This is a genomic window from Streptomyces sp. MB09-02B (assembly GCF_033794485.1).
Lineage (GTDB): Bacteria > Actinomycetota > Actinomycetes > Streptomycetales > Streptomycetaceae > Streptomyces.
Genome location: NZ_JARGEE010000287.1, coordinates 1 through 11,818, shown reverse-complemented (window position 1 = coordinate 11,818; position 11,818 = coordinate 1). Strand labels below are relative to the sequence as shown.

At 72.9% G+C, this 11,818-nt stretch carries 8 protein-coding genes and 1 pseudogene; 8 read left to right on the top strand and 1 reads right to left on the bottom strand.

The window, feature by feature from the left end:
• Positions 1-60: 60 nt before the first annotated feature.
• The 3 genes from P1P70_RS30935 (at position 61) to P1P70_RS30925 (ending at position 3,139) form a co-directional block, all read left to right on the top strand.
• Positions 61-537, top strand: coding sequence for a DUF1801 domain-containing protein (locus P1P70_RS30935; protein ID WP_319243633.1), 477 nt, complete (start codon positions 61-63; stop codon positions 535-537).
• A 129-nt stretch (positions 538-666) separates the two neighbouring features.
• Entirely contained in the window at positions 667-2,667 is a 2,001-nt protein-coding gene (locus tag P1P70_RS30930) for a GDSL-type esterase/lipase family protein (RefSeq protein ID WP_319243631.1), read from the top strand.
• 124 nt (positions 2,668-2,791) lie between these two features.
• Positions 2,792-3,139, top strand: coding sequence for a VOC family protein (locus tag P1P70_RS30925; protein WP_319243629.1), 348 nt, complete (start codon positions 2,792-2,794; stop codon positions 3,137-3,139).
• Positions 3,140-3,151: 12 nt separating this feature from the next.
• On the opposite strand, the pseudogene P1P70_RS30920 reads toward P1P70_RS30925, so the two are convergent.
• Positions 3,152-3,385: pseudogene (locus P1P70_RS30920) on the bottom strand (AMP-binding enzyme); the annotation flags it as partial.
• Positions 3,386-3,720: 335 nt separating this feature from the next.
• Here P1P70_RS30920 and P1P70_RS30915 point away from each other — a divergent pair.
• The 5 genes from P1P70_RS30915 to P1P70_RS30895 all read left to right on the top strand — a co-directional run.
• Positions 3,721-5,865, top strand: coding sequence for a GAF domain-containing SpoIIE family protein phosphatase (locus tag P1P70_RS30915; protein WP_319243626.1), 2,145 nt, complete (start codon positions 3,721-3,723; stop codon positions 5,863-5,865).
• A 107-nt stretch (positions 5,866-5,972) separates the two neighbouring features.
• Positions 5,973-7,331, top strand: a complete 1,359-nt coding sequence (locus P1P70_RS30910; protein WP_319243624.1) for an MFS transporter — start codon at positions 5,973-5,975, stop codon at positions 7,329-7,331.
• 444 nt (positions 7,332-7,775) lie between these two features.
• Positions 7,776-8,390 (top strand): hypothetical protein, encoded by a 615-nt coding sequence (locus tag P1P70_RS30905; RefSeq protein WP_319243622.1) that lies wholly within the window; start codon positions 7,776-7,778, stop codon positions 8,388-8,390.
• The gene (locus P1P70_RS30900) at positions 8,390-10,768 is read left to right on the top strand and encodes a bifunctional serine/threonine-protein kinase/ABC transporter substrate-binding protein (protein ID WP_319243620.1); all 2,379 of its coding nucleotides are present in this window, start codon (positions 8,390-8,392) and stop codon (positions 10,766-10,768) included. Before P1P70_RS30905 ends, P1P70_RS30900 begins: the two co-directional genes overlap by 1 nt.
• Positions 10,768-11,818 (top strand): serine/threonine-protein kinase (locus P1P70_RS30895; protein ID WP_319243619.1); only part of this gene is annotated, 1,051 nt, incomplete at its 3' end. The genes P1P70_RS30900 and P1P70_RS30895, both read left to right, overlap by 1 nt.

The following is an 11,818-nucleotide window of genomic DNA, read 5'->3' as shown; positions in this document are numbered from 1 at the left end:
GCCCCCACACCCACCCGAGAACGAAACAACCAGCAGACAGTACGAGGAAGGAAGACCGCCATGACGAACACCCGGAAGTCCGCCCCGAGCAGCGGCACGGCCGAGAAGAAGTTCGACGGGTTCACCGCCGAGGAGCGCGAGGCGATGCAGGAGCACGCGCGCGACCTGAAGACGACCGCCCGTCGTGGAGCACGCGCCACCAGGGCGGACGGGGAGAGCGACGTGCTCGCGAAGATCGCCGCGATGGACGACGCGGACCGTGCTCTCGCCGAGGGGATCCACCGGATCGTCGCCGGGGCCGCGCCTGACCTCTCGCCGAAGCTCTGGTACGGCATGCCCGCGTACGCCAGGAACGGCAAGGTCGTCTGCTTCTTCCAGAGCGCACAGAAGTTCAAGAGCCGGTACGCCACCCTCGGCTTCAGCGACCAGGCGCACCTCGACGAGGGCACCCTGTGGCCGACCACCTACGCCCTGACGGAGCTGACGGAGGAGACGGAGGCACGGGTCGCCGAACTCGTCCGGAAGGCGGCGGGCTGAGCTGCGGGGGCCTGCGCACAAGAAGCCAACTTCCTTCACCGCAGGCCTCCTTGACCCCGATCCCGCTCACTGGTTCCGTGGGAAGGCTGCTCATGGGAGCGCTCCCACATCAGGTGAGAAAGGATCCCCATGCTGACCTCCCCCCACACGTCCGGCAGACGCGGCGCCGCCGCCGTCCTCACAGTGGTACTCGTCGCCTGCCTGCTGTCGCTGGCCGGTGTCACCCGCGCGCAGGCGGCGCCCGGTGACGGGTCGGTGTCCGACCCGAACATCGCCTACGTCGGCCGCTGGGACACCACTTCGGGTACGACGGCCGTCGCGAACTGGGCCGGCGCGTACGTGCAGGCGTCCTTCACCGGTACCACGGTGAAGGTGCGAGCCCGGGACGCCGTCAACTTCTACGTCAGCGTCGACGGCGGCGCGGAGGTCTTCCACGCCGGCGTGCGCGGCACGGTGAACCTCACGCCGCGCCCCCTGGCGCCCGGCACGCACACCCTGCGGATCACCTACCGGTCCGGTGACACGGTGTTCCAGGGCCTGGTCCTGGACTCCGGTGCCCGCACGGTCGCGCCGGGCGCGGCACCGGGGCTGATCGAGTTCGTCGGGGACTCCATCACCGCCGGGGCCCTCACCGACCGGCTGGCGCTCGACTCGTACGCGTGGAAGACGGGTGAGCTGCTGGGCATGCGGCACACGCGGATCGCGCGCGCCGGCTACTGCCTCGTCGCACGGTCCGGCTGCACGGGTCTGAGCGGTCAGTTCTTCAAGACGGCCAGCACGGGAGCCGCGGACTGGGACTTCTCCCGCTACCGGGCGAACGCGGTCGTCGTCAACCTGGGCACCAACGACATCGGGCACGGGGTGACGGGCGCGGAGTTCCAGGCGGCGTACACCACCTTGTTGCGGAACGTCCGCGCCAAGTACCCGGACGCGGTCCTCCTCGCGGTGCAGACGCTGAAGAAGCGGTACGTCGCCGAGACCAGGGCGGCGGTCGGCGCGCGCAACAACGCCGGGGACAGCAGGGTGCGGTACGTCGACACGACGGGCTGGCTCACCGACGGCGCCGACTACGAGGACGGCAACGGGCATCCCAACGAGGCGGGGCACACCAAGTTCGCGAACCGGCTGGCTCCCGTCGTCAGCGCCGCGCTGAACGGCACGGCGACCACGTCCGCCGCCACGCGGGCGGCCGCGCCCGGCCAGCCAGGGGACCCGAACATCAAGTTCGTCGGACGCTGGGACACGACGAGTTCCGCGACCGCCTACACGCCCTACTGGGCCGGTGCCTACTACCGCGTCGGCTTCACCGGACGGACCGTGCAGCTGAAGCAGCGGGGCACGATCGACTTCTGGGCGCGGATCGACGACGGGCCCGTGAGGTTCTACGACGATGTGAAGGGGACGGTGAATCTGACGCCGACCGCGCTGTCGGCCGGCCGCCACACCCTGCAGGTCAACTACCAGGTGGTGGCGGGTTCCTACCGCGGTGACGCTGTCTTCCAGGGGCTCGTCCTGGACAGCGGCGCGACGACCTTCGCTCCGGCGGCGCCGGGCAGGACGGTCGAGTTCGTCGGCGACTCGATCACCGTGGGCACGACGACGTCGCAGAACGCCCGTACGGCGTACGGCTGGCTGATCGGGGAACGGCTCGGCACCGAGCACACCCGGATCGCCCAGGGCGGCGCCTGTCTGGTGGCCGCGGCGGACGGGTGTGTGGGGCTGGAGCGGCAGTACACCAAGCTCAACCCCAACGCGGCGACACCCGACTGGGACTTCTCCCGCTACCGGGCGGACGCCGTCGTCATCAACCTCGGCACCAACGACGTGGGCCACGGGGTGAGTTCGGCGCAGTTCCAGGCCGCCTACACCAGTCTGCTGCGCAAGGTCCGCGCCGCGCACCCGGGGGCCTGGATCTTCGCCCTGGAGACCTTCCGGGGACGGTTCGTCCCGCAGACCGAGGCCGCCGTTCAGGGGGCGATCGCGGGCGGGGACTCCCGGGTGTCCTTCGTCGACACCACGGGCTGGCTGGGCTCCGGTGACCTCACCGACTCCGTCCACCCCAACGACCGGGGGCACCGCGCCGTCGCCGACCGCCTCGCCCCGATCATCGCCGCGCGGATCGGCGGCTGACGCCCACCGACCGTGACGGCGCGGGACCCGCCCGGTGCGCCGCCGCCGAGGCCACCGGGCGGAGGGGACGGCGAGACATGATCACGTACGCCCCTCGGAAGGCGCCGCCCCCTACGATGGCAGCATGGCCGTCGTCCTCTTCGCAGGTATCCCGGTGAACGACTACACAGCGGCGCTCTCCTGGTACGAGCGTCTACTCGGCTCCCCGCCGACGTTCTTCCCGAACGACACGGAGGCGGTGTGGGAGCTGGCGGAGCACCGCTACGTGTACATCGAGCACCGGCCCGGACGGGCCGGCCACGCGCTGCACACCGTCTTCGTCGACGACCTCGACGCGCGGGTCGCCGGGATCACCGGGCGAGGGCTGGAGCCCAGCAGCCGCGAGACCTACGCGAACGGTGTCCGCAAGATCACGTACCACGACCCGGACGGGAACGAGATCGGGCTCGGCGGCGGTCCGGCCCCACTGTGATGAGGGGTCGGGTCACCCGGTCGGTGCGGTGATCTCCCGCTTGAGAACCTTGCCGCTGGGGCCGGTCGGCAGGGTATCCACGAAGCACACGTCGCGCGGGTACTTGTACGCGGCGACCCGCTCCTTGACGAACTCCCTCAGCTCGTCGGGGGTTGCGTGGGCGCCGGGCCACAGGACGACCGCGGCCGCGATCTCCTCGCCCAGGTGGGCGTGCGGCACCCCGACCACGGCGGCCAGGGCGACGGCATCGGACTGGGGACTGCACGGCACAGCACAGCAACACAGCGCAGCAGCGCGGCGTGCGGCGCGGCGACGCACGCCGACGTACCCACGCGGCGCGCGGCGACGCACGCCGCCGTACCGCGCGGCACGGCGGACGGCCATGCGCCGACGCCCGGCCTCGCCACGATCACCGCCGCAGGCGTCCCCCGCGCCCCCAACGGACGCGCCGCGCACCCGTCCCGGCGGAGGGCGGCCTCATCCGCGTGCCGACGCCGCACCGTGGGCGTATCGTCCGCATATGGGTGAAGTTCGGCGGCTGCCTGTTCGCTCCGTCGGGCCGGTCCGGGGCGGGTGAAGTCGTGCCTGATCCCGGCGCCGTCGGTCCGGAGCTGCTGGCGTCCGCCCTGATCGAGGTCGCCCGGGAGAGCGGCACCTCGGTGTCGGCGGTGTATCTGCTGCAGCCGGACGAGCCGGTGCTGCAACTGGCCGTGCTGGGCGGTGTCCCCTGGGAGATCTCCATGCCGTGGGCGCGGGTGGGGCTGACGACCCCCTCCCCGGTGTCCGACGCCGTACGGGAGCGGCGGCTGGTGTGGGTGAGCGGCCAGGAGGAGTTGGCGCGCCGCTATCCACGTCTGGCGCTGGTCGTGCCGTACCGCTTCACGCTGGCCGCGGCCCCCATCACCACGGGCGCGGACGCCTGGGGCGGCCTGGTACTGCAGTGGCCGGCCTCGCACCCGCCCCGGCCGAGCCCCCGGGAGCGGGAGGGCATCGCCGGCGCCTGTCACCGGCTGGGTCTGCTCCTGCGAAAGGCGGCGGACGGCGGGCAGCGGATACGGCCCGCCACGGAGCCGGTGATGCTGCCCCCGCTGCGGCGCAGGATCGCGGGACCGGCCGAGGCGCAGGCGGCCGTCGACTTCGCCGAGCGCCTCCCGGGCGGCAGCTGCTCGCTGGACGTGGACGGGCGGATCACCTTCCTCAGCACCGAGGCCGCCGAGCTGCTCGGCGTCGGCATTCCCGAGCTGCTCGGCGCCAAGCCGTGGGAGGCACTGCGCTGGCTCGCCGACCCGACCGCCGAGGACAGCTACCGGGCGGCCATGCTCAGCCGCGAGACGGTGTCGTTCATCGCCCTGCGCCCGCCCGACCGGTGGCTGTCCTTCAGTCTCGTGCCGGACGCCTCCGGCATCAGCGTGCGCATCGCGCCCACGCACTCGGCGCACGCCCACGCGCCGGCCACCTCGCCCACGGGGGCGCGTCCGCCCACTTCTCCCGCCACGGGGCGGGCCACGACCCTCTACCACATGATGCACCTGGCCGCGACGCTCACCGAGGCCGTCGGTGTGCGCGACGTGGTCGAGCAGGTCGCCGACCAGCTCCTGCCCGCGTTCGGCGCGGCCGCCCTGGCCCTGATGACGGCGGAGGACGGCCGGCTGCGGATCACCGGTTACCGCGGCTACACCGCCGAGCTGATGGAACGCTTCGACGCCGCCCCGCTCACCTCGGACACCCCCGCCGTGCACGCCCTCACCACGGGCGTCCCCGCCTTCTTCGCCACGTTCGACGAACTGAAGCGCGCCTATCCGCCGGCCGACCTCCAGGACGCGATGGGCGCATGGGCCTTCCTCCCGCTGATCACCTCGGGGCGGCCGGTCGGCTCCCTCGTCCTGGCCTACGAACAGCCCCACCACTTCCCGCCCGAGGAGCGCGCCGTCCTCACCTCCACCGCCGGACTGATCGCCCAGGCCCTGGACCGGGCCCGGCTGTACGACACCAAGCACCAGCTCGCCCACAACCTCCAGGAGGGGCTGCTGCCGCACACGCTGCCCCGGGTCGCCGGGCTGGACGTGGCCGCGCGCTACCTCCCGGCCACCCGTGGCATGGACGTGGGCGGCGACTTCTACGACCTCATCCGGCTCGGTCCCACCACGGCCGCCGCGGCCATCGGCGACGTGCAGGGGCACAACGTCAACGCCGCCGCCCTGATGGGGCAGGTCCGCACCGCCGTCCACGCGACCGCCGGCGCGGCCCCCGACGAGGTGCTCGCCCGGACGAACCGGCTCGTGACCGACCTCGACCCCGACCTGTTCACGAGCTGCCTCTACGTCCACCTCGACCTGGGCGCGCACACCGCCTGTCTCGCGAGCGCCGGTCACCCGCCCCCGCTGCTGCGCCAGCCGGACGGCCGTACCGAACCCCTCCCCCTGCCCCCGGGACTCCTTCTCGGCATCGAGGCCGACACCGACTACGCGTCCACCGAGATCCCGCTGCCGCCCGGCTCCGTGCTGGCTCTCTACACGGACGGGCTCGTCGAGGCCCCCGGCATCGACATCGAGGACGCGGTCGACGACCTGGCCGGCGCCCTCGCGCGCGCCGACGCCTCCGGCCCACAGGCCATGGACGCCGTGGCCGAGTCCCTCGTCCAGCACGCCCGTCGCTCCGCGCCGCGCGGCGACGACATCGCGCTGCTTCTCATCCACCCCACCACTCCCTCCAGTTCACATACGTGACTGACGGATCAACCCATTGACCCGGAGGCGAGCCCTCCGTAAGGTTCCCGCCATTCCTACGTACGTGACGGCTGTTCATATCCATGAACAGCCGGAGGGAGACAACGATGTCAGAAGTGCTCGTACCCGACGCCGAACGGCGTGCGGTCAGCAAATTCCTGCGCCGAATGCTGCCGATCCTCGTCCTGATGCTGCTCATCAACCAGATGGACCGGACCAACGTCGGCTTCGTCCAGGACGAGTTGCGGGCCGACGTCGGCGTGAGCGCCACCGCGTACGGGCTCGGGGCGGGGCTGTTCTTCATCGGGTACGCCCTCTTCGAGGTGCCGAGCAACATGCTCCTGGAGCGGTTCGGCGCCCGGGTCTGGCTGACCCGCATCATGATCACCTGGGGTCTGGTGATCGTGGCGATGTGCTTCATCCAGAACGTCTGGATGTTCTACGGACTGCGCTTCCTGCTCGGAGTCGCGGAGGCCGGCTTCTTCCCCGGTGTCCTGCTCTACTTCACCCAGTGGCTGCCGGACTCCAGCCGTGGCCGGGCGAGCGCGATCTTCCTGGGCGGGTCGGCCACCGCGTACATCGTGACCGGGCCCATCACGGGCGCGCTGCTGGAACTGCACGGGGTCGGCGGATTCGCCGGCTGGCGCTGGATGTTCGCGCTCGAAGGGCTGCTGTCGATCGTCGTCGGTTTCGTCGCCGGTTTCTTCCTCGTCTCCCGCATCCAGGACGCCCCGTGGCTGACGGCGGAGGAGAAGGACGCGCTGAGTTCCGCCGTCGCGCGGGACGAGGAGACGCGCAGCCGGGCCCCGAGGGTGTCGCGGCTCAGGCTGCTGATCCACCCTCAGGTCGCGCTGCTGACGTCGGTGTTCTTCGCGATGGCCCTCACCGGGTACGCGATCACGTTCTGGCTGCCGAGTCTGGTCGAGGAGATCGGCGGACTGTCGCCGTTCCAGGTCGGTCTGCTGTCCGCGATCCCCTGGATCTGCGCCGTGATCGCCATGTACTCGATGAGCCGGTTCACCGACCGCGCCCCCGACCGCCGTCCCTACCTCGCCGTCGCCCTGACCCTGTCCGCCACGGGCACGTTCCTGGCCACCCTGGGCTCCCCCTGGTTCGGCCTGGCGGCCATCACGCTCGCCGCGGTGGGCGGCAAGTGCGCGGCCACGCTGTTCTGGCCGATGGCACAGTCGGGTCTCGATCTGAAGATCGCGGCGCCGGGGCTCGCGGTCGTCAACTCCATCGGAAACCTGGGCGGCTTCGTCTCCCCCACGCTCTTCGGCTATCTCCAGGACACCACCGGCACGACGAACGGGGGCCTGTACACACTGTCGGCGGCCTCTCTCCTCGCGGTGCTCGGAGTGGTGCTGATCCACAGGAACGGCGGGAGCGCCGGCTCGGGTTCCGGGTCGGACTCCGGTGCGTCCGCCTTCGCGAAGGGGCGGTTGGCCACGGGCGAGGCCCGGTAGGGAGCCGGACCCTGTACAGGGCTGCCCCTCGTTCATCGTTCATCGCCCCCTGGGCGAACAGGGTCTCGCCGGGAGCGGTCTGAGTCCGCGTCAATGGTTCGGGCGTGTGCGAAGAGACTCCGTGGGAACCGCTCCCGCCGGGATTGCGTACCTCTGTACGATCACCGGTCACACGGGGTACCGCGGTGGAGGGGGCGGGTGTTGGGCGACAAAAGGGCTGGACGAAGAGGTCGTTGGCGGCTGAGGGCCGCCGCGTCGGGGACCGTCGCGGCGGTGCTCCTCGGCGGTTGCAGCGCGGGGGCGACCGAACGGTCGGGCAAGTCCGAGCCCACGGCGTCCGGGTCCGCGACGCCTTCCGCTTCCGCGTCCGGGCAGGTCTCGGCGGAGGGCGCGGCGCCGACGGGGCCGGCGTCCGCCACACCGTTCGCGGCGGACCCGGATCGCGTGCCACGAGCCAGGGAGGACGGCGCCGCGCTGGCCGAGGCGGTCGCGATGCGGCCCGAGGACTGGGGCGCGGGCTTCCAGGCCCAGCCGCTCGCCCGCAGCACCGAGGGAACCATCGCAGTGCTCGACGACCAGTGCCGGTGGCAGCGCAGGGCGCTCCCCGAGGACGTACTGGCCTCCCTGTCCCTGTACAGCCAACTGCCCGGCACCGGAAAGCGCGGCACGGTCAGGGTGACCGCGACGGTGACGGTGCACAGGGCGGTGCTCGACGCCGACGACCATGTGTCCGCGACCTTGGAGGAGGCGCTGCGCTGCCCCGAGCAGCAGGTCCGCGCCGATGAACGGATCGCCGGACTCATGTCCGTGGGCACCCCGCGAGGCATGCGCGGCAACAACTACGCCGACGACTCGGTCCTGGAGACGGGCGTCTATCTCGTCGGCGCCGGCAAGGCGGACTACCGCTGGATGGTCACCCGGCTCGGCCAGGTCACCATGACGGTGTCGATCAAGGGCGCCGAGGGCTACACCGTCGCCGAACTGGAGCAGTTCATGACGCGCGGTACCACCACCATGCTCGACCGGGTGAGGTACGAGCTGGGCGGGGGCGAGGGCTGATGGAGCGGCTGCGTGCGTCCGACCCGGCGCGGATCGCCGGCCACCGGCTGCTCGGCCGCCTCGGCGCCGGCGGCATGGGCGTGGTGTACCTCGCCCGCACCTCCACCGGTTCGCTGGTGGCGCTGAAGGTGCTGGCGGCGGAGTACGCCGAGGACGCGGGGTTCCGGGAGCGGTTCCGGCGCGAGGTTCAGGTGGCACAGCGGGTCAGCAGTCCCTGGGCGGTGCCGTTGCTCGACGCCGACGCGGACGCGGAGGCGCCGTGGCTGGCGACGGCGTACGTGCCCGGCCCGTCCCTGTCCGAGGCGGTGGCCGCGCACGGGCCGCTCGGTGAGCGCGGACTACGGGTCCTCGGCGGCCGGCTGGCGCTGGCACTGGGCGAGGTGCACCGCGCGGGGCTGGTCCACCGGGACCTCAAGCCCGGCAACGTCCTGCTGGGGGCGGACGGGCCCCGGCTCATCGACTTCGGCATCGCCAGGGCACCCGAGGACAGCGGGCTCACCGCGACGGGGCTCGTCGTCGGCACACCCGGCTACCTCTCCCCGGAGCAGGCAGAAGGGCGTGGCGGCCGGGCCATCGGCGCGCCCAGCGACGTGTTCTCCCTCGGCTGCGTCCTGGCGTTCGCGGCGACGGGCCGGCCGCCGTTCGGCACGGGGGCGCTCGACGCCCTCCTCTACCGGGCCGTGCACGACCCGGCCGACCTCGACGGCGTACCGGCACCGCTCGGCGAACTACTGTCCCGCTGCCTGGAGAAGGACCCGGCCGACCGTCCCGAGGTGGCGGAGCTGGTACGGGAGCTGCTGCCCGCGGAGGGGGAGCAGGGCGCGGCCCACGACGAGGAGGGCTCCGCCGGGTCCGCCGACACGGCCGCCGCGAGCGCCGCCGACGTGGCCTCGGCCGGGGCCACCGGCACTCCCGCCGAGGACCCCGGCGGCGCCTTCGAGTCCTGGCTGCCCGACGAGGTGGTCCGGCTGATCGCCCGGCGCTCGACCGAGGCGCTCGCGCTGCCGGACATCGACCACACCGAGATCACCGGCACGGACACGGCCACGGAGACCGCTCCCGCCTCCGTCGCGCCGACCGCCGCGGACGACGGCTCCCCCGGCGCCCCCGCACAGGCGACGTACGGCTCCGACTCCGACGACACCCTGCCCGTGGCGGCCACCGGCACCCGTGCGGCCCCCGCGAGGCGTCGTGTCCTGCTCGGCGCGGGCGCACTGCTCGCCGTAGGGGGCGGCGCGACCTGGTGGGCCCTGGGCCGGGACGGTGGCGACCCGGGCAACGAGGAGCCGTCCGCGGCCTCCCGGCGGCCCTCCCACACCGTCGCGCTGCACGGCGACCTCAGCGGCGAACAGAAGGAGACCGGCAGGGCCCAGGAGAACGGACTGCGGCTGGCCGTCGCGGAGTTCAACGCCCGGCGCGACGCGCCCTTCCGGGTGGAGGTGCGCGCCGAGGACGACGCCGGCGACCCGGCCGAGTCCGCCCGCGTGGCGAAGCGGCTCGCCGACGACCCCGACGTGCTCGCCGTGATCGGACCGACCACGGACACGACCGCCCAGTCCGCGCTCGCGGCCTACGACGCCGCCCTGCTGCCGGTGCTCGCGGTGTCCCCCGGCGCCATAGCCCTGTCCGTGCAGGGCTTCCGTTCGTTCCTGCACGCCCGGCTGCCCGACTCCCTGCTGCCGTTCTACATGGACGCGTTCCTGCGGAGCACCCGGCCCCGCAGGGTCGGTGTGGTCGTCGACCGGGCGGCCGACAACTACGGCTGGGAGGTCAGCGCCAATCTGAGCAAGCAACTGCGGTTGGCCGGTCAGCCGTACGTGCCCCGGGTGGTCAGCACCATGCGGACCGGTTTCGGGGACACGGTCGACGACCTGCTGGCCGCCGACATCGACTCGTTCGCCTTCGCCGGACTGTCCGACCGGGCCGCGTCGTTCGCCCGGACCCTGCGCGAGCGCGGTTTCACCGGCGCCCGCGCCGCAGGACCGGCCCTGCTCGACCCCCGGTTCCTCACAGCGGCGAGCGAGGCCGCCGACGGGTGGACCATCGTCGCGCCGGTCGTCGACCCGGCGGGCGTCCCCGAGGCGAAGGCGTTCGTGGCCGCCTACCGGAAGCGGTGGAAGAAGGCGCCTCCCCGGTACGCGGCGGAGGCCTACGACGTGACGTCGATGGTGCTCACCTCGCTCGCGGACCTCCCGTCCAAGAGCCGTACCCGCGAGGAACTGCTGGCCGCGCTGCGGGCCGCCAAGTACCAGGGCGTCACCCGGACGTACGGCTTCCAGAAGAACGGTCTGCCCGTCATCGACGGCACCGGTGGCTACCTCTGGCGCGTCGAGAACGGGGCGTTCGTGTACGGCGGCCCCGCGCCGCTGACCGCCTGATGGAGCCGCTGCGCACCGCCGATCCGTCGCGGCTGGGCGACTACCGCCTGCTGCGGCGGCTCGGCGCCGGCGGCATGGGCGTCGTCTTCCTGGCCCGCGCGCCCGGCGGGGCCTTCGCCGCGGTCAAGGTCGTCCGGGCTTCCCACGCCGACGACGCGGGGTTCCGGGCCCGGTTCCGCCGGGAGATCGAGGCGGCCCGGCAGGTGGACAGCCCCTGGGTGGTCCCCCTGCTGGACGCGGACGCCGACGCGGAGGATCCGTGGCTGGCGACCGCGTTCGTACCGGGTCCTTCGCTCTTCGAGGCGCTGGAGGGGCATGGGCCGTGGTCCGCGGGGTCCGTGGGTGTGCTGGGGCTGCGGCTCGCCGAGGCGCTCGACGCGGTCCACCGGGCGGGTCTGGTGCACCGCGACGTCAAACCGGGCAACGTACTGCTGGCCCCGGACGGTCCGCGGCTGATCGACTTCGGTATCGCGCGCACGCCGGAGGGTACGGCGCTCACGTCCACCGGCGTCATCGTGGGCTCGCCAGGCTTCCTGTCGCCCGAGCAGGCGCGGGCACGCGGCGCCGGGATCGGCCCGCCCAGCGATGTCTTCTCGCTGGGCTGCGTCCTGGCCTTCACCGCGACCGGTGTCCGGCCGTTCGGCACCGGCGCGGCCGCCGGGGTGCTGCTGCGCACGGTCTACGACGAGCCGGAGCTGCCCGGGATCCCGGAGGCGCTGGAGCCGGTGGTGCGGGCGTGTCTGGACAAGGATCCGGCGGGCCGGCCGACCGCCGTCGAGGTCGGTGTGGCGCTGGACGCGGCCGTGCCGGCCGACCGGGAGCGGTGGCTGCCGGAGCCGGTGATCCGGCTGATCGCTCGGCGGTCGGCGGCGGTGCTGGCGATGGGGGCGATCGAGCCGACCCGGGTGACCGCGCCGACACCCCCCGCATCGGCATCGGCATCGGCGCCGGCGGACGTGGTGACGGTGACGTCGCTCGAAAAACCGGGGGACGAGGCCCCTAAGCGGGATCAGGGGCGGGCTCGGGGCACGAGTCGCCGCGGTTTCCTGG

Coding starts and splice junctions, on each gene's coding strand:
- P1P70_RS30935 (WP_319243633.1), top strand. CDS start 61: ATGACGAACACCCGGAAGTCCGCCCCGAGCAGCGGCACGGCCGAGAAG.
- P1P70_RS30930 (WP_319243631.1), top strand. CDS start 667: ATGCTGACCTCCCCCCACACGTCCGGCAGACGCGGCGCCGCCGCCGTC.
- P1P70_RS30925 (WP_319243629.1), top strand. CDS start 2,792: ATGGCCGTCGTCCTCTTCGCAGGTATCCCGGTGAACGACTACACAGCG.
- P1P70_RS30910 (WP_319243624.1), top strand. CDS start 5,973: ATGTCAGAAGTGCTCGTACCCGACGCCGAACGGCGTGCGGTCAGCAAA.
- P1P70_RS30900 (WP_319243620.1), top strand. CDS start 8,390: ATGGAGCGGCTGCGTGCGTCCGACCCGGCGCGGATCGCCGGCCACCGG.